The sequence below is a fragment of the Arthrospira sp. PCC 8006 genome (assembly GCF_046480465.1).
Taxonomy (GTDB): Bacteria; Cyanobacteriota; Cyanobacteriia; order Cyanobacteriales; family Microcoleaceae; genus Limnospira; species Limnospira platensis.
The window spans coordinates 1-16,820 of sequence record NZ_PKGG01000004.1 but is presented as its reverse complement, the minus strand read 5'-3'; the positions used below and the strand labels follow the sequence as shown (position 1 = coordinate 16,820).

Annotated in this window: 16 protein-coding genes; 11 read left to right on the top strand and 5 right to left on the bottom strand. The window is 45.3% G+C overall.

The window, feature by feature from the left end; genetic code table 11:
• The first annotated feature begins 22 nt into the window (after positions 1 to 22).
• From B9T16_RS01200 to clpS, 5 genes are all read left to right on the top strand, one after another.
• The gene (locus B9T16_RS01200; RefSeq protein WP_410243934.1) at positions 23 to 880 is read left to right on the top strand and encodes an OmpA family protein; all 858 of its coding nucleotides are present in this window, start codon (positions 23 to 25) and stop codon (positions 878 to 880) included.
• A 35-nt stretch (positions 881 to 915) separates the two neighbouring features.
• The gene (gene fmt / locus B9T16_RS01195; protein WP_006619421.1) at positions 916 to 1,899 is read left to right on the top strand and encodes a methionyl-tRNA formyltransferase; all 984 of its coding nucleotides are present in this window, start codon (positions 916 to 918) and stop codon (positions 1,897 to 1,899) included.
• 68 nt (positions 1,900 to 1,967) lie between these two features.
• Positions 1,968 to 2,951 (top strand): sugar transferase, encoded by a 984-nt coding sequence (locus tag B9T16_RS01190; protein WP_006619422.1) that lies wholly within the window; start codon positions 1,968 to 1,970, stop codon positions 2,949 to 2,951.
• Between the two features lie 5 nt (positions 2,952 to 2,956).
• Positions 2,957 to 3,394, top strand: coding sequence for an ATP-binding protein (locus B9T16_RS01185; RefSeq protein ID WP_006619423.1), 438 nt, complete (start codon positions 2,957 to 2,959; stop codon positions 3,392 to 3,394).
• Positions 3,395 to 3,540: 146 nt separating this feature from the next.
• On the top strand, positions 3,541 to 3,834 hold the full coding sequence (gene clpS, locus B9T16_RS01180) for an ATP-dependent Clp protease adapter ClpS (RefSeq protein WP_014274892.1): 294 nt from the start codon (positions 3,541 to 3,543) through the stop codon (positions 3,832 to 3,834).
• Here the strand turns inward: clpS and B9T16_RS01175 are convergent.
• The 5 genes from B9T16_RS01175 to B9T16_RS01155 all read right to left on the bottom strand — a co-directional run bounded on the left by B9T16_RS01175 (position 3,831) and on the right by B9T16_RS01155 (position 8,160).
• Entirely contained in the window at positions 3,831 to 4,070 is a 240-nt protein-coding gene (locus B9T16_RS01175; protein WP_006619425.1) for a DUF6737 family protein, read from the bottom strand. The genes clpS and B9T16_RS01175 overlap by 4 nt on opposite strands.
• Entirely contained in the window at positions 4,070 to 4,582 is a 513-nt protein-coding gene (locus B9T16_RS01170; protein ID WP_035735979.1) for a molybdenum cofactor biosynthesis protein B, read from the bottom strand. The genes B9T16_RS01175 and B9T16_RS01170 overlap by 1 nt, the downstream gene beginning before the upstream one ends.
• Positions 4,583 to 4,608: 26 nt before the next feature.
• Positions 4,609 to 6,246, bottom strand: coding sequence for an HD domain-containing phosphohydrolase (locus B9T16_RS01165; protein WP_006619427.1), 1,638 nt, complete (start codon positions 6,244 to 6,246; stop codon positions 4,609 to 4,611).
• A 79-nt stretch (positions 6,247 to 6,325) separates the two neighbouring features.
• Entirely contained in the window at positions 6,326 to 6,607 is a 282-nt protein-coding gene (locus tag B9T16_RS01160; protein WP_006619428.1) for a 4a-hydroxytetrahydrobiopterin dehydratase, read from the bottom strand.
• A 419-nt stretch (positions 6,608 to 7,026) separates the two neighbouring features.
• Positions 7,027 to 8,160, bottom strand: coding sequence for a CAP domain-containing protein (locus B9T16_RS01155; RefSeq protein WP_006619429.1), 1,134 nt, complete (start codon positions 8,158 to 8,160; stop codon positions 7,027 to 7,029).
• 418 nt (positions 8,161 to 8,578) lie between these two features.
• Here B9T16_RS01155 and B9T16_RS01150 point away from each other — a divergent pair, with 418 nt between their 5' ends.
• The 6 genes from B9T16_RS01150 (at position 8,579) to B9T16_RS01125 (ending at position 16,812) form a co-directional block, all read left to right on the top strand.
• Positions 8,579 to 9,418 (top strand): Tic22 family protein, encoded by an 840-nt coding sequence (locus B9T16_RS01150; RefSeq protein ID WP_051659760.1) that lies wholly within the window; start codon positions 8,579 to 8,581, stop codon positions 9,416 to 9,418.
• Positions 9,419 to 9,599: 181 nt separating this feature from the next.
• On the top strand, positions 9,600 to 10,532 hold the full coding sequence (prmC, locus tag B9T16_RS01145; protein WP_006619431.1) for a peptide chain release factor N(5)-glutamine methyltransferase: 933 nt from the start codon (positions 9,600 to 9,602) through the stop codon (positions 10,530 to 10,532).
• Positions 10,533 to 10,551: 19 nt separating this feature from the next.
• Complete coding sequence (locus tag B9T16_RS01140; RefSeq protein WP_006619432.1) at positions 10,552 to 10,920, top strand: metal-sensing transcriptional repressor; 369 nt, start codon at positions 10,552 to 10,554, stop codon at positions 10,918 to 10,920.
• Complete coding sequence (locus tag B9T16_RS01135; protein WP_006619433.1) at positions 10,917 to 11,588, top strand: hypothetical protein; 672 nt, start codon at positions 10,917 to 10,919, stop codon at positions 11,586 to 11,588. Before B9T16_RS01140 ends, B9T16_RS01135 begins: the two co-directional genes overlap by 4 nt.
• A gap of 172 nt (positions 11,589 to 11,760) precedes the next feature.
• On the top strand, positions 11,761 to 13,308 hold the full coding sequence (locus tag B9T16_RS01130) for an efflux RND transporter periplasmic adaptor subunit (RefSeq protein ID WP_006619434.1): 1,548 nt from the start codon (positions 11,761 to 11,763) through the stop codon (positions 13,306 to 13,308).
• 180 nt (positions 13,309 to 13,488) lie between these two features.
• Positions 13,489 to 16,812, top strand: a complete 3,324-nt coding sequence (locus B9T16_RS01125) for an efflux RND transporter permease subunit (protein WP_006619435.1) — start codon at positions 13,489 to 13,491, stop codon at positions 16,810 to 16,812.
• Positions 16,813 to 16,820 lie beyond the last annotated feature (8 nt).

The following is a 16,820-nucleotide window of genomic DNA, read 5'->3' as shown; positions in this document are numbered from 1 at the left end:
CAAGGCAATTGAGGGTAAATTCATGGCAGATCCAAAACCAAGTAAATCTTCCCCTAAATCCAATTCCGGGGTTTTGGTGGGGCTGTTGTCCTTCATTTTTCGTCTGTTATTGTTGGGGGTAGGCGGTGCTGTGGCTTGGCTACTGGGAATGGCTGTGGCTCAAGTTTACCCAAACACCAGTTCGGAAATGCCCCTAACTGAACAGTTACTGAGGCGATCGCCAGAATATCAACCCTCTTTCCCACCCCCAGAAACTCCGTTGACCCCGACTCCGACCCCGCCACCTACGGGATTAACTCCAGAAGTCCAACAAACCTTACAACCCCAACTCCAACAATTACAGCAAGATCTCAATGCCTTGATCGGTCGCACCGCCGCCCTAGAAATTCAAATCGGTAATAGTCGGCCCGCAGAAACCTTGGAGAGGCGCTTACAAATTATAGAACAGCAATTAACAGCCCCTAGTTCCCCGGAGGCGGAAAATATACCGCCACCAACTCCCCGCACTGCTAGGTCTAGATCTGGAAATGGTTTGATCATGACTTTACCCAGTGATATTTTATTTAACCCAGGTAGTAGCACATTGCGCCCTGGGGCTAATGTTATCCTTGATAACTTGATTCCAGATCTGCAAAACTATCGGGGGGCAGTAGTGCGGGTGGCAGGTCATACTGATGATAGTGGCAGCCGTCAGCAAAATCTGGTTTTGTCCTCGGCACAGGCTGAAGCAATTGTGCAATACCTATCTAATGCTGTGGACTATCAGGCTTATCATTGGGTGGCGATCGGTTATGGTATGACTCGCCCAGCCTTGGAAAATACCTCGGACATCAATAGACAACTTAACCGCCGCATTGAAGTTGCCATTACCCCCCCCTGAAAAACCTAAATCTAAACACAAAGGAAAGTTGATACATGAGACTGGTTTTTTTTGGTACGCCTGAGTTTGCTGTGCCTAGTTTGCAGCGATTATTGACTGATGAGCAATTTCAGGTGGTTGGGGTGGTTACTCAACCAGATAAACGACGGGGACGTGGTAGCAAAACTAGCCCTTCCCCGGTAAAGGCGATCGCCATGGGTGCAGGTTTACCCGTTTGGCAACCCCGTCGCATTAAAAAAGATCCACAAACTTTAGCTAACTTGCGGGAAGTTGAAGCTGATGTTTTTGTGGTAGTCGCTTATGGACAAATCCTATCCCTGGAACTTTTGCAGATCCCTAAATTAGGATGTGTCAACGCTCACGGCTCGATTTTACCAAAATATCGCGGAGCGGCACCTATTCAGTGGTGCTTATATCATGGGGAGACTGAAACCGGAATTACTACCATGTTGATGGATGAAGGCATGGACACAGGCCCGATGCTATTGAAGAGTTACACCCCCATTAGTTGGGAAGACCAAGCGGCTAATTTGGCCGAACGTCTGGCTCATATGGCGGCGGAACTTTTAACCGAGACTTTGCTACAAATGCGATCGCAAACTATACAAGCTATTCCCCAAGATCATACTCAATCCTCCGCCGCCCCTCTAATTAAGCCACAAGATTATCAACTTGATTGGTCAAAATCTGCACCCGCCCTCCATAACCAAATTAGAGCCTTTTATCCCCATTGTGTCACCAACTTTAGGGGAGAAACTTTGAAAATTAGTGGCTCGGTTCCCTTGGGTTATGTTCCCCAAACAGAATTGCCTCCCCCATTGGCTCGTTTGTCTACCGCCGATATTAACCCCGGTAAAATTGGCGAAATTGTGGCGATCGCCAAACGCTTCGGCCCAATTGTTCAGACCGGGTCAGGATACCTATTGATTTCCCAAGTCAAGTTACCCGGAAAACGGGTTCAGTCCGGTTGGGATTTTGTCAATGGCACTCGTGTAGCGATCGGAGAAATTCTTGATTAAAATTAGAACTATGCAACCCCAATAATTTGTGTAAGTTTAAATACACCTACTAGCATTAAGAGACTAATATGGTCAGTCCTAGCCCAGAAGTTAATTTTCCTGTCCATTTTCACAACAATAAAGCCTGGGTCAAAATTCCCCATCGTCTGAGTATATTGGAGGCTGTTGATTTTAAGTCAACTTGTCATAATCTGGTTTTGGGAGATCAGGTTCCACAGGCTATTATTCTCGATTTTAGCGAGACTACATTTATCGATAGCAGCGGAGTCGGTGCCTTAGTCAGTAACCTCAAAGCCGCCAAAAACAAAAATGTGGAACTTTTGCTAAAAAATGTCAGTCCCCAAGTAATGGCGGTTTTTTCTTTAACATCCCTTGATCAGGTTTTAACCTTTCAACAGGATGAACCCGCACCTCCTGGGGATAATAGCCAATTACCCGTTACTCATCCTTCCGTTCGCTCTGTGGTTAAACGCTCTATTGATATTGTCGGCGCTCTAGTCGGATTAGTAATTACTGCAGTTTTATCTATTCCAATTGTCATTGCTATTCGCTTTGATAGTCCTGGTCCGATTTTGTTTGGTCAAATTCGTTGCGGTTGGATGGGTAAGCGTTTCCGTATGTGGAAGTTTCGCTCTATGGTGATTAATGCTGAAGAACTCAAAAACACAATTCCTAATCAGGCGAAAGGTCAAATCTTTAAAAATGATAATGACCCCAGGATTACTAAAGTAGGTCGGTTTTTGCGGCGCACCAGTCTCGATGAATTGCCTCAATTCTGGAATGTTTTAATGGGAGAAATGAGTCTAGTTGGCACTCGACCACCTACTCCTGATGAAGTGGAGCGTTATGAGGTTCCCCAATGGCAACGCCTAGATGTTAAACCTGGTATGACTGGTGAATGGCAAGTAGGCGGGCGATCGCAGATTAAGGATTTTGAAGATATTATTCGCCTTGATCTCAAATATCAGGAAAACTGGAGCTTGATGTATGATCTCAAAATGATTGTCCGCACGATCGTCATTTTGTTCAAAAAAAATAGTGGTGCAATGTAAGATTAATGGAAGATGAAAATCTACTAATGCGATCGCATCTTAAAGTAGGTACAGATCTACTGTTTTTAGAGGAAGTATTACAATGGTTTGAGCAGATAACTACTCCCTTTTTGCCTCCCGATCTGAGCTACGAATGCAAGATTGCTATTACCGAAGGGTTCACTAATGTGGTTCGTCATGCACACCATGGATTATCTAAAAACACTCCCATTGATATTCAGGTGAAGATTTTATCTAATTCTATCGAAATCAAACTATGGGATTTTGGTCAACCTTTTGATTTCCCCAAAACCCTGCATTTTATTCTTAACGAAAAGATTGCACCTTTGGAAAAAGAACAAGGTAGGGGTTTGATTTTGATGTATAAACTCACTGATGAAGTCACTTATTGTCGCCTGGATGACCATCGTAACTGCCTAACTATGCGACGGCATTTCTCTTAACTTTCAGTCATTATATAGAGTGCATCTACTAACTACACCCACCCTCAACTAATTATCTGAGATCATCTCAGACTGTGACGTTATATAATATAATGGATTTGTGATAAGTACAAAATATTGATTTAGTCAAACACTAAACCAGAGTTATGGTAGCCTCACCTACGACTACACCCAGTCGTTCTAGTCAAACCGTCCGTAAGCCTTACCCTAACTATAAGGTGATTGTCCTTAACGACGATTTTAATACCTTTCAGCACGTCGCTAACTGTCTGATGAAATATCTTCCCGGAATGACTAGCGATCAAGCCTGGGAGTTGACCAACCGCGTCCATTATGAAGGTCAGGCGACTGTGTGGGTTGGCCCCCTAGAACAAGCCGAATTGTATCATACCCAACTCAGTCGCGAAGGTTTGACAATGGCCCCCTTAGAAAAAGCCTAATCATTACCTTCGGCATCTGACATCATAGCCGATCGCATTAATCCCGGCCAGATCAGCAGGAAAAATCCCATCCAGGTCAGGACGGGAACCCCTACAATTACCGATAGCCAAACCTGATGAAATATTAGCCAACTGCCACTAATTAGGCTAACTCCCGTCAGCAGAATTGACCAAGGTTGACACCACCAAGGTTTATAGTCCCAAGGATTATCACTTGAGGGTTGATTTTGATTCATTAACCACCTTTTTGCAATTGATTAACTAGATGAACTAACTCTGGTAAAATCAGCTTTTCCATAGCTAGTTTAACCGCTCCTTGGGAACCGGGAACCGAAAATAATAGAGTTTCCCGATATACTCCCGCCGTGGCGCGAGAGGCGATCGCACGGGAGCCAATCTCATTATAACTCAGAAACCGAAACAGCTCCCCAAAGCCGGACAAAGTTTTTTCTAGTAACCCTTCAATAGCATCATAAGTCGTGTCTCGTGGTGCTATTCCCGTTCCCCCATTCACAATCACCGCCTGAATTTTAGCATCACCACAGCATTGATTAAGCGCCTGAGTAATCAAGTCCGGTTCATCTTTAATTATCACATAATTACCCAGATGATGACCACTATCTTGCAGCATTTGCTTAATCAAATCACCGCTTTTATCCGTTGACTCAGTGCGAGTATCACTGACAGTTAAAACTGCACAATTGACGCTCAAACTACCGCTATCAGGGTGAGGAATTGAGCTACTCATAACCATCCTTAACTCTCATGCTAACATCAAGCCAGTTCCATAACCACATCTAAAGTATGTCCTAAAGATTCATAGACTTTGTGCTGTTCAAATACACTTAAAATATCCCCATTAATCTTATTCGCCGCCGCTTCACTGCGGAGAATTTTTAGAGCCGTAACCGTAGGGACTCCATGCTTATAAGGTCGATCGCCTGCTGTTAGTGCGTCATAAATATCAGCGATCGCCATCATTTGTGATTGTAGGGGAATTTGCTCTTTGGTTAATCCCAAAGGATAACCACTACCATCTAACTTTTCATGATGTCCATAGCTAATCTGCGGCACATTTTCCAGTCCCTTAGTCCAGGGAATTTGCTTTAAGAAATTATAGGTATGGGTCACATGACCTTCAATAATTTCGCGTTCGGAAGCCGTCAAATTACCCTGAGTTATTAACAATTGTTCAACCTCTTCTGGTGTCACCAGGGGCTTAATATTGCCATCTATATCCCGATAGGTAATCTTTGATAAATCATGGAGTTTTTCCAGCGGTTCAGAATGTAAAATCTCCGGTTCGTTGGCTTCCTGCACCATCTCCCAAAACCCTTGCAACTGCTCAATCTCCTGATTCATTTCTAAATCCATACGTTCCAGAGTTTGACAGTGGGGGCATTCTGTGATACTCTGGGAATGGTTGCTGCTGTACTCTAAAAGCAGTTGATATTTCCTTTGCAGGTAGTCTATCTGTAAACTCTGGCGAGCCATAGCGAACCGTTTTTTCATCATTTCCAATTCCCAAGGATAAAGTTTCTTAGCCTTGTTTAAAACTGGTTCAGGAACGCCCACTTTGCCAAAATCATGAAGTAATGCCGCATAACGCAACTCTTGGATTTGGCGATCGCTAAATTGTACCGCCCCCAGGGGACCATCAGAAACCTGATTAATTTCCTCCCCTAAACGCACCGTCAAAACTGCCACCCTTTCCGAATGTCCGAAAGTGCAAGGGTCTCGCGCCTCAATCACCTGCACCGAGGTTTTCACAAACCCCTCAAATAGTAACTCAATACTCTCTTGTAAATTGCTGCGTTCGATAGAAATTGCCGCCTGAGAAGCCAGACTCCGCAAAATCCTCTCTTCCCAATCAGAATAAGGCTGGGTGTACTCCATCGTATTTTCAGGAGTCAGTACCAGATCAGATTTTCGCTTGCGGTTAATCAGTTGTAGAACCCCCAGGGTTTCCCCTTCCCGGTTTTGCATGGGGAGAACTAAAACCGAGCGAGTCCGATAACTGATATTCTCATCAAAACTGCGATCGAGACGATAAGGCTGTTCCTGTGGTAAATTGTACGCATCATCAATATTGAGGCTTTTCCCACTCAAAGCTACATGGCCAGCCAGACTTTTATCAGTCAGAGCGATCGCAAATTCTCGGAAAGACAAATTTGGCAAAGACTGATTTTGAGCCACCTTAAACAGCAGTTTAGGGCGATCATCACTGTAATCTACCAGATAAACACTTCCCGCATCGCTACAGGTAATTTCCCGACTCTTACTAAGTATCAGGTTTAACAGCTTTCCCAAATCCAGAGTCCCCGAGAGCGCCGTACCGATATCTAACAACTTCTCAATCAGCAGCGACTCTTCACTAACCCCTACAGACACATTAAGATTATCAAAAACCATAATCCCACATCAGAACCAACCAACCAACACCTACCCAACTGTGTGGAATTCTAGCCGATTTTGGGGCAGTTTGTATAATCTAGCTCAAACTGGAAATTTTCTCAGCCATAGCAAAATCATTCTTAGTCAACCCCCCAGCATCATGGGTAGTCAGGGTAATTGTCACCTTATTATAGGAAATTTCCAAATCCGGGTGATGACCTGCTGCCTCTGCCGGTTCCACCAGTTGATTAACAAAGGCTACCGCTTCCACAAACCCCTTAAAGGTTTTCACACACTTGATGGTTTTACCCTCAACAGACCATTGGGGAACCTGAGTCGCCATTTGTTGGATCTCAGTTGCACTCAGTAGTTCAGCCATATCAAAACTATACCAAATTCTTTCATTTCAAAAAAACTATCCGCTCTCACGGATAACTAAGCCTTGGATACTACCAGGACATCAGTCAGCGATATGAGAGCGGTCTAGCGGGTCTCTGTTATTGGAACCTGACTGCCGGAAGGATCTCTCCAATCCAGCCAGACCATGTTAGTAGGCTTTTCGGCTCCTAGTCAAAGGAACCTAGGCCGAATTTTAGAGGTCAGCCCCGGCGCACAGCCGGCGTTCTCCAACACAGTGACCCATGCGTTTACTACTGTCACTCATGGGCATCACCTCCTGGATATCCTAAACTTGGAAACTAGGATAACACAAAATTCTGAAAGTGCAAGCTCGCCGTTGTAGAGGTGACTATTTTGTGATTAATAGGCGATCGCCCTTTCCGGACAGAGATGCTGAAATCAGCCACCAGAGAAGACTTTAGTCCAATAATGGTTATAGTCCATCAGATCACCCGTATCATTTTCCAGGAAATAGTGACCCACCCCAAGCTGAGTGAAATCAGGATTAAGAATATTATCACGATGTTCTGGACTATCCATCCATGCTTGAACCACTGACTCCGGCGTAGCATGACCCGCAGCAATATTTTCGCCCAATGGCACTGTCAATGTAAAGCCTGTGGCCCTAATCCGGTCAGTTAAATTAGACCCATCCCTTCCGGTATGACTAAAAAAGTCTTGCAGTGCCATATTAGTGCTATGGGTAGCCGCCGCCTGCGCCAGCAAGGGGTTAATCCTTAGTGGTTGTAAATCTTCCCTAACTCGTTCTTGATTGACCAATTCCAGCACTTGCTGCTCAAAATTACAATCCGAACCACTCTCACCTAACGATAGTTCAATATCGCCATAATTGGCGACTCCCAGTTCCCCGATAAAGTCGCCAGCAGTGATTAATTCAATATCGACATTTTCTAGGGTTGCCAAGGTCTGACCATGGAGTAAAATCAAGGTAGAAGTGCCTGATTGTTTAATCCGTAAATCAGCAATGGTGACTCCATCAGGAACCCACATTTTATCAATACCAGGCTTGAAGTCGGTAATCAGATCTTGATTAACAGTCGATGATGGTAAAATAAACTGATTAATTCCACTGCCTCCGGTGAGAGTGTCTAAACCTCGATCGCCTGATAAAACATTATTACCAGACCCTCCAACAATCCAATCATTACCGACACCGCCATAAATGGTATCATTTCCAGAACCACCAATTAGAGTATCATTGCCCCGATTACCAAATAACATATCATCACCATAACCCCCTTCTAAGTAATCATCATTTTGACCGCCATAAATGGTATCATTGCCGGAATTACCGATAATCGTATCATTCCCCTGATGCCCTAAGAGAATCCGCCCTTGTTCATTGTTGACCAAATAATCATTACCCTGCAAAAGAGCGATCGCTTGTGGTAATCCTGGACTTGACAAACGTGCCATTTGCTCCGGTGGGAGTTCTGAGACCATGATGAAATCTTCAGATGGGCTGGCCATGGCAAAAGTCAACCCGTCTTGCGTGATGATATCGGAAAACATAATTATAGACCCTGTTTATGACTATGATAAATATTTTTTTTACCCATTGTCTATATTTATTCATCAAGAATTATATAGATCCGAATTGAATCGCAGGTTCATAATAGTCGGTAGTGTTCCCGATTGAATAATGCGATCGCATTGATGCCCAAATGTGACGATTTGGGACAGACTTGTGTTAAGATCCGTAAAGTGTGCGGGTCAAACCCCGTTGTGTCGTCCGGTGGGGGTGAGAATATAGAAAATTATTAGGGAGTTCGGGAGAAAAAATTGTTTTTCCTCGTCAGTCTGACTATTATCGTGCCAGGGTAAGAATTGCTGATACAGGAATACTATAACCTCCGTCAACAGACTTGATGGGTGGTGTTGAGCATCCCTCGCTGTCATGTTTGTATGAGCCCATAGGTATAACGCCAATATGGAAGCGTGGGGGAGATATCAAGAAGAACTACTATTACGATCGCAACTTGAGAACATGATTAAATCATTTTTCCATTTGAGCCTGTTACTGGGAGTTATCAGTGGCAACTTGTTAATGAGTCCCACCCTGCCACCCGGAACCGTGGGAGCATCCCTACTGGGAACCCAGGCTGCTGAAGCACTGACATTAGAGGAAATTCAGGCAAAATTACGCCCAGTCCCAGTATTTACAATTACCGACCCTACCGGTTCCCCCCTAGTGGCCACAGTTCCCGCCGGAGAAAATGGCAGCGGTACTGCTGCAGTAGCAGGGATATTTATTAGCCGTCAGGATGCCCTCAGATTTGTAGAAAATCTGAGAAACAATAATCCTGAATTAGCGAACTCCGTAGAGGTAACAGCAGTTTCTCTGGGGGAAGTGTACCAGATGAGCCAACAGAGCCGCAACCGTGCTGATGATATCCAATTTGCTTATGTTCCGGTGCAGCAAGAGGTAGAGTCAGCCCGCGCGGTAATGCAGCAAAGTGGTCGATCGCCCAATGAATTTAATGGCGTGCCTCTGTTTATGGCAAGAGGAGGACCCGACAATGGTTATTTAACCATCCAACGTGGCAATGACCAAGTGATTCCCATGTTCTTCTCTAAACAGGACTTAGAGGGAATGTTATCCCAATTTCGGGAAGATCAACCCGACTTAATATCCTCGGTAACAGTGCAGGTGGTTCCTCTGGAAGCCTTATTAGAAGCCTTCCGAACTGATGATAACCAATTTTTAGACCGGATCATCTTAGTTCCACCACGGGAAACGCTGGAATTTTTGAGAAATAATCAACGTTAGGGCAAGTTTTGGGGGGAATTGATGGTCAACTTCCCCCCATATCATCAGCCTACAGCCTGTTCAGAAATCATCTGATCACCTCTCAAGGTCCCTCTCCCTCTCTGGGATCGAGATTTAGGGTGAGGGCAATGTATTAAGCGACTGGTGAACAAGCTGTAAGCAGGTTTTCAGGTGGTGCTAAATGGTGGAAACAGGGGAAAGTTACTATATATCTGGTGGGGAACTGCGACAGTGGCAAAAACAGGCGAAAATTGATGCGATCGCCGCCGAAATTTCAGCCATAGAATTAGATCAGTTTCTGGAAGCACTCACCGATCTGACTCACCTGGATATTAGATTAGACTCCTTTGGCGATCGCCCTAGTATTCAACTAAATCAGCCCTGGTCAGCAATTGTCAAACTCTGGGAACGTCGCATCACCGAACGAGTCCCCCTACAATACCTATTAGGTGTAGTTCACTGGCGAAATTTTGCCCTAAAGGTCTCTCCTGCAGTTCTCATCCCTCGTCCAGAGACAGAATTAATCATCGATATAGCAGCTTCTTATCACGCCACCTCATCAGAAGCTATTAACTCTATCTGTCAGCCGGGGTCAGGAAATTGGGTAGATCTGGGAACAGGTAGTGGTGCGATCGCCCTAGGGTTAGCATCCGTATTCCCCCAAGCCATGATTCATGCTGTCGATTGCAGTTGGTCAGCTTTAGCGATCGCTCTGGAAAATGCCCAAAGTCTCGGTTATCAAAATCGGGTAAAATTTTACCAGGGGTCTTGGTGGGCTCCCCTCCATAGCCTGAAAGGCAAGGTCAGCGGTATGGTGGCAAATCCGCCCTATATTCCTAGCCAGGAGCTGCCTAACCTGCAACCGGAGGTTGTCTATCACGAACCCCATCAAGCACTCGATGGCGGCGAATCTGGCTTAGATTGCATTCATCATTTAGTACAAACAGCACCCCAATTTTTGCAACCTGGGGGTATTTGGATCGTAGAAATGATGGCCGGACAAGGCCAAGCCGTTACATCTATGTTAGAATCAGCAGGGTGTTATCGGGATATTAAAATCCTCCCAGACCTGGCTGGTATTGATAGATTTGCGATCGCTTATGTACAATGGTAGTTTATTGGCACAGGGTTAAATGATCGGATCAGATTCAGACCGGATTCCTAGCGTATCTGTTAGCGATCGCCATCATGGGGACGCTTCTAATCATAGTCATAGTCATCCCCATCCCCATGTCCATAGTGATGAATCACTCAGACGTATTATCAATCGACTCTCTCGCATTGAAGGACATATTCGCGGTGTCAAAAATATGGTCCAAGAAAGTCGGCCCTGTCCCGATGTACTCGTGCAAATTGCCGCCGTTAGGGGGGCTCTCGATCGCGTCGCTAGAATTATCCTAGATGAACATTTAACCGAATGTATAGCCAGGGCTGCTAAAGAAGGTAATATTGATGTGGAAATTGAGGAACTAAAAGCCGCTTTAGACAGATTTCTACCATGATTGTATCTAGCCAAAAATCTCTCGGAATTTCTCAAATCGCCTTAACCATGGTCTGGTTTACCTTGGTGATTTATGCCTTTTTCTTAGCGCCGCCAGACCAGCCAGAAATTACTTTTAATTTGATTAAAAACCTGACTGTAGGAAATTGGGAGGGGATTAATCCCCTGATTATCTCCCTGTTTAATCTCATGGGAATTTGGCCGTTAATTTACTGCTGTGTGATTTTTGCCGATGGTCAAGGTCAAAAAATCCCCGCGTGGCTTTTTGCGATCGCATCTTTTGCCGTCGGTGCTTTCGCCATCTTACCCTATTTGATTTGGCGAAAACCTAACCCCGAATTTTCTGGGTTTCCCAATCTCTTCATCCGCATTTGGGATAGCAAATTCACAGCTTTAGTCTTAATGTTAGGGGCGATCGTCCTAGTTTTTTATGGTATCACTCAGGGAGATTGGCGTGACTTTATCTATCAATGGCAAAATAGCCGTTTTATTCACGTTATGAGCCTCGATTTCTGTTTATTATCAGTATTATTTCCCGCCTTATTAGGGGATGATATCGCGCGGCGCGGCAACCAGGCTCCGACTTGGTTATGGTTGGTGACACTCATTCCCCTATTCGGACCTTTACTATATCTCTGTGTGCGCTCTCCCCTGTGCGATCGTCTTTGAGTCACCATCCGTAGTTTTCATCAAAGCCTAATTAATTCAGTTAGAAAACTGCAAGAATCCGCAGGCAGTAGTGTAAAATCTCAGTAATCGGTATCAGGGTCAACCCAAGAGTCACGCTCAAATTCACCTCCAAACCTGATACAATCTCCTCATCAAATTGCGGGATCGTCCTATGAACAAAACACTATGGAAAACTAGCGCATCTCTACCGCTGCTATTATTATTTGTACTCATCAATGGTTGTTCAGCAGAACCTCAAGCCATTGGTCGCCCACCCGTCCCCGTCAAGATAGAAAACGTAGATACTACCGATGTTCAATCCAGCAGCGAATATAATGCCAGGGTTGAAGGTATCGAAAACTCTATCATCAGACCCCGAGTTAGTGGATTAGTAAAAGAAGTATATGTGCGCTTAGGTGATCAGGTAACTGTAGGAGATCCGATAATTCAAATTGATGGTTCCCAACAGTTAGCCAACTTTGAAGGTACGATCGCCACAGTACAAGCCAGACAAGCTCAATTAATTGGTGCCGAAGCCCAATTAGAATCCCTCAGAGCCGACTTAACCAGAACCAGAGCCGAACTATCATTTCAATCCCAAGGAGCCAATTTACAGCGTTCCGAACGGGAGTTAGAGGCTCAAATGGAAGAACACGAAAGACTAGAATTTGACCTACAAAATGCCCAAGACAACCTAGAAGGAGCCCGTCGCGAATTAGATAGACGCGAAGCAGTGCGACAACAGCGACAGGCTACCTACGAGCGCTACGAGAGATTATGGCAGGAAGGGGTAGTTTCCAGTGACCTATATGATGAAAAACTGCGGGACAGACAAACCAGCGAGGCTGAGGTAGCCAACCAAGAACAACAAGTTCTCGCCGCCACCGCCAGAGTCCAATCCGCTCGGATGAATTTATCTCGTCAAGGGCGCACCATTGAAGCAGCTAGGGCGAGTGTGGAAAGTTCCCGCCGAGATCTAGAACGCCAAATTGCTACCCTAGAGGCTCAAATAGCCAGCCAGGAGAAAGCTATTGAAGCCCAGCAAGCACAGATAGCCCTCATAGGTAGAGAAATCCAAGGGGCTCGGTCTGGGGCTGTCGCTCAACAAGTACAGTTAGATTATTATAGTGTCGTGGCTCCTATTTCCGGCATTGTTAGTAATGTACCGATTAAAGTGGGAGATTTGGTCGATAGCCAAACTACTGTTACCACTATCCGCCAAAATCAGAACCTAGAGGTTAACATCAATATCCCCATTTCCTTATTACCTCAATTGAGGGTGGGAATACCTGTGCAGCTCATTAGCCAAGAAACTGGGGAAGTCATTGGAAACACCAGCATATCCTATATTGCTCCTGACGCAGGAAGTGGCACTCAGACCATTTTGGCTAAAGCTATTTACCCCAATACTAACAATGAACTCCGCACCGATCAAGTAGTCCGAGCTAGGGTAATTTGGCAACAAGAAGCTGGGGTTACGGTTCCAACTAATGCCGTCACCCGCATTGGTGCCCAGAGTTTTGTGTTTTTGGCACAGCAACAAGCCACCCCCTCTGGGGAAACCATTTTAGTGGCTAGACAAGCTCCTGTGCAACTGGGAAGTATTCAAGGACAGAGTTTTGAGGTGCTTTCTGGCGTGCAAGCAGGCGATCGCGTTATTACCGAAGGTATACTACAATTGCGAGATGGAACCCCGATACTAGATACCACTAGCCAATAATTCAGCCATAATAACCAGAAAATTGCCATAATCGAGTATTATCAACTTTCATGTCAGGGAGAGTTGGCTTGGTTTATGACTGATAACATTGATAATCAGGCTACTTTCCCCCCTCGCTCTAAATTAAGTTCCCTATCTCGATCGCTATCCTTAACCAACACCTAATATATATGATTTTATATGCTGTTATTTGTTAGCAACTTCATCAAACGCCCCGTTCTCACCACAGTTTGCTCAATTCTAATTGTATTGGTAGGCGTTATATCTATTCCGCTGCTACCTATTTCTCAACTACCACAACTGGCTAACACTCAAATTAACGTAACCGCCGTCAATATTGGTGCTGATGCCGAAACCACAGAAACCACTGTGACGAGCATCTTAGAACGGGAAATCAACGGCGTTGATAACATGAGATATATCTCATCAAACACCGCTAATAATGGGGTTGCTAATGTCTCTGTAGCCTTCCCTGTCAACGTTGATCGAGATATAGCCCAGGTTAACGTTAACAATAGAGTATCTCAGGCAGCATCAAGTTTACCTGATGTCGTTCAACAGGTCGGTATCACCGTCGAAGCATCTTCACCCAGTATCCTGTTGGTACTGGGATTTTATTCAGATACTGATCAAAATAACCAGCCGATTTATGACGATGTTTTTATCAGTAACTTCCTAGATTTAAATGTTCTTGATGAAATTACCCGCGCTCCTGGCGTGGGGAGTGTAACCATTTTGGGGGAACGTAGATATGCCATGCGTATTTGGCTAAACCCTCAAAAAATGGCAGCTAGAGGATTAGTTGCTCAAGATGTAGTCGCCGCCTTACGACAGCAAAATATTCAGGTCGGCGCTGGTAAAATTGGTCAGGCTCCCACCCCCCCGGATCAAAGATTTGAGATCCCCTTGCGGGCTCAGGGTCGCCTTCGAGATGTCTCCGAATTTGAGGAATTGGTGGTCGCAGTCGGAAACGATGGCACTCTGATTAGAATTACAGATGTAGGTCGGGTAGAGTTAGGCGCACAGGACTACAACCTCGACGCAACCTATAACAATCAAGCCGCCGTGGGGATGGCTGTTTACCAAAGACCCGGTAGTAATGCCTTGGAAACAGCCGAGGCGGTCAAGTCAAAGATGCAAGAGTTGAGTGCATCTTTCCCCCCAGGGGTTAGATATGCCATTCCCTATGATACAACTCTATTTGTGCAAGCCTCCCTACAGGAAGTGGTGATCACCCTCCTGCAAACTATTACCCTGGTAATTTTGGTAATTTTTGTGTTTTTGCAGGATTGGCGCACAACCCTGATTCCTACTATTGCTATCCCGGTGGCACTCATTGGCTCAATGGCAGGCCTAAAGGCGATGGGGTTTGAACTCAATACCCTAACACTTTTTGGCTGTACATTGGCGGCGGGTTTGGTGGTTGATGATGCGATCGTCATTGTGGAAGCAGTTTCTAGTAAAATTGCTCAGGGCATGAAGCCACGACAAGCAGCCTTAGACGCAATGGAAGAACTCACTGGCGCTACCATATCCACTTCCTTAGTATTGCTGGCCGTATTTATTCCCGTTGCCTTTTTCCCCGGAACTACTGGAATCATCTTTCAGCAGTTCTCCCTAACCATTACTTTTGCGATTATCTGTTCCACATTTAACGCCCTCAGCTTCTCTCCGACTATGGCTGGGGTGCTATTGCGTCCGGCTAAGAAAACTAAGGGACCTTTAGGATGGTTTTTTGAGAAATTTAACCAAGGTTTTGGCTTCATACAAAATCAATATGCCAAGTTGATTCGGTTTCTGGTGCGGATTAATACCCTGGTGATGGGGATTTTTATCGGTGGTTTGGTGCTGACTGTCCTGATGTATGGCTGGGTACCTACTGGATTTGTTCCTCAAGAAGACCAAGGCTTCTTTTTGGTAATTCTACAAGGTCCTGATGGGGTATCTCTTAACTACACCGCTGATGCTGCTGAGGAAATTACCGATCTGATCTTAGAAGAACCAGAAGTTGAATCAGTATTCGCGGCGGCGGGGTTTGGTTTTGATGGTCTTAATCCCTCCCAGGGGGTGATGTTTGTTCAGCTAAAGCCTTGGAGTGAAAGACCTACCCCGGAACAGTCGGTTTATGGGGTTCTCGGTCGCATTAATCGCTCTTTGAGAGGAGTTACAGCAGTACAGGCTTTTGCGGTTAATGCTGCTCCGGTTCCTGGTATGGGTAGCACTGGGGGGGTGGAAATCCAAATTCAAGACCGCAGTGGTAATCTACCCATTTCTGCTTTGGTAGACAATGGTAATCGCTTACTGGCTGAGTTGAACTCTGATAAATATCCGGCTGTGGGTAGGGCTTTTAGCCAGTTTTCTGCTTCTAAGGGTCAGAAAAATATCCAGGTACTACGCGATCGCGCTCTGGCTCTCAATGTCAATATCAGTGATGTTTTTAGCACCCTACAGATTTATTTTGGCTCCCTATATGTCAATGATTTTGTCCTCGGACAACGACAATACCGGGTTGTGGCTCAAGCAGAATCGGAGTTTAGGGCTGATCCTTCTGATATCGGCCGCCTATCAGTGCGATCGCTTGATGGGAACTTAATTACTTTGGAAAACTTGGTTAAGTTTGAAGAAATAGTCGGGCCGGAAATTATCACCCGCTTTAATCTTTATCGATCTATGAGAATTCAGGCTGACCCCGCTCCGGGTTTCAGTTCTGGACAGGTCATTGCAGCTATTGAACAAGCCGCCGCCGAGACCCTTGACCCATCTTTCGGCTATGCTTGGCAAGGAAGCGCTTTAGAGGAAAAAGCTGCTGGCGGTGCGGCGATCGTCATCTTTGGACTCGGATTTGTCATTGCCTTCTTAGTCCTTTCCGCACAGTATGAAAGCTACATTGACCCCCTCATTATTATGTTAGCCGTCCCTCTCGCCGTTTTGGGCGCTTTGGCTGCCATTTGGTTCCGTTCTAATGTCTTGATGGCTGGCGGAATTTGGCCTGTAGTTAACAATGATGTTTATGCTCAGGTCGCTCTCGTCATGTTGATTGGTTTGGCTTCTAAAAACTCCATTCTCATTGTCGAGTTTGCCAACCAACTACGAGACAAGGGACTTAGTATTAATAAAGCAGCAGCATTAGCCGCAGAGCAGCGCTTCCGACCTATTCAAATGACCGCGATCTCCTCCTTGGTCGGATTCTGGCCTCTAGTAATTGCCTCCGGTGCCGGTGCGTCTAGTCGTTGGTCTTTGGGAACTGCTATTTTTGGCGGAATGTTAGTCGGAACTCTATTGAGTCTGTTGATTACTCCTAACCTCTATATCGCTATTAAAAACCTTGAGGCTCGTTTCCTCAAAGCTGAGAAGTCTCAACCTTCTGACGGTTCTGGGTCTAATGGTTCTGGGTCTAATGGTTCTGGGTCTAATGGTTCTGGGTCTAATGGTTCTCAAACCAATGGACATCAACAACCTTCCCAACCAAGTCAACCCTTAGATCATACCCTTACCGAAAATTAGCACCTAGA

Bases quoted from the DNA above. Each gene is read 5' to 3' on its own strand.
- B9T16_RS01200 (WP_410243934.1), top strand. From the start codon at position 23: ATGGCAGATCCAAAACCAAGTAAATCTTCCCCTAAATCCAATTCCGGG.
- fmt (WP_006619421.1), top strand. From the start codon at position 916: ATGAGACTGGTTTTTTTTGGTACGCCTGAGTTTGCTGTGCCTAGTTTG.
- B9T16_RS01190 (WP_006619422.1), top strand. From the start codon at position 1,968: ATGGTCAGTCCTAGCCCAGAAGTTAATTTTCCTGTCCATTTTCACAAC.
- B9T16_RS01185 (WP_006619423.1), top strand. From the start codon at position 2,957: ATGGAAGATGAAAATCTACTAATGCGATCGCATCTTAAAGTAGGTACA.
- clpS (WP_014274892.1), top strand. From the start codon at position 3,541: ATGGTAGCCTCACCTACGACTACACCCAGTCGTTCTAGTCAAACCGTC.
- B9T16_RS01175 (WP_006619425.1), bottom strand. From the start codon at position 4,070: ATGAATCAAAATCAACCCTCAAGTGATAATCCTTGGGACTATAAACCT.
- B9T16_RS01170 (WP_035735979.1), bottom strand. From the start codon at position 4,582: ATGAGTAGCTCAATTCCTCACCCTGATAGCGGTAGTTTGAGCGTCAAT.
- B9T16_RS01165 (WP_006619427.1), bottom strand. From the start codon at position 6,246: ATGGTTTTTGATAATCTTAATGTGTCTGTAGGGGTTAGTGAAGAGTCG.
- B9T16_RS01160 (WP_006619428.1), bottom strand. From the start codon at position 6,607: ATGGCTGAACTACTGAGTGCAACTGAGATCCAACAAATGGCGACTCAG.
- B9T16_RS01155 (WP_006619429.1), bottom strand. From the start codon at position 8,160: ATGTTTTCCGATATCATCACGCAAGACGGGTTGACTTTTGCCATGGCC.
- B9T16_RS01150 (WP_051659760.1), top strand. From the start codon at position 8,579: ATGGAAGCGTGGGGGAGATATCAAGAAGAACTACTATTACGATCGCAA.
- prmC (WP_006619431.1), top strand. From the start codon at position 9,600: ATGGTGGAAACAGGGGAAAGTTACTATATATCTGGTGGGGAACTGCGA.
- B9T16_RS01140 (WP_006619432.1), top strand. From the start codon at position 10,552: ATGATCGGATCAGATTCAGACCGGATTCCTAGCGTATCTGTTAGCGAT.
- B9T16_RS01135 (WP_006619433.1), top strand. From the start codon at position 10,917: ATGATTGTATCTAGCCAAAAATCTCTCGGAATTTCTCAAATCGCCTTA.
- B9T16_RS01130 (WP_006619434.1), top strand. From the start codon at position 11,761: ATGAACAAAACACTATGGAAAACTAGCGCATCTCTACCGCTGCTATTA.
- B9T16_RS01125 (WP_006619435.1), top strand. From the start codon at position 13,489: ATGCTGTTATTTGTTAGCAACTTCATCAAACGCCCCGTTCTCACCACA.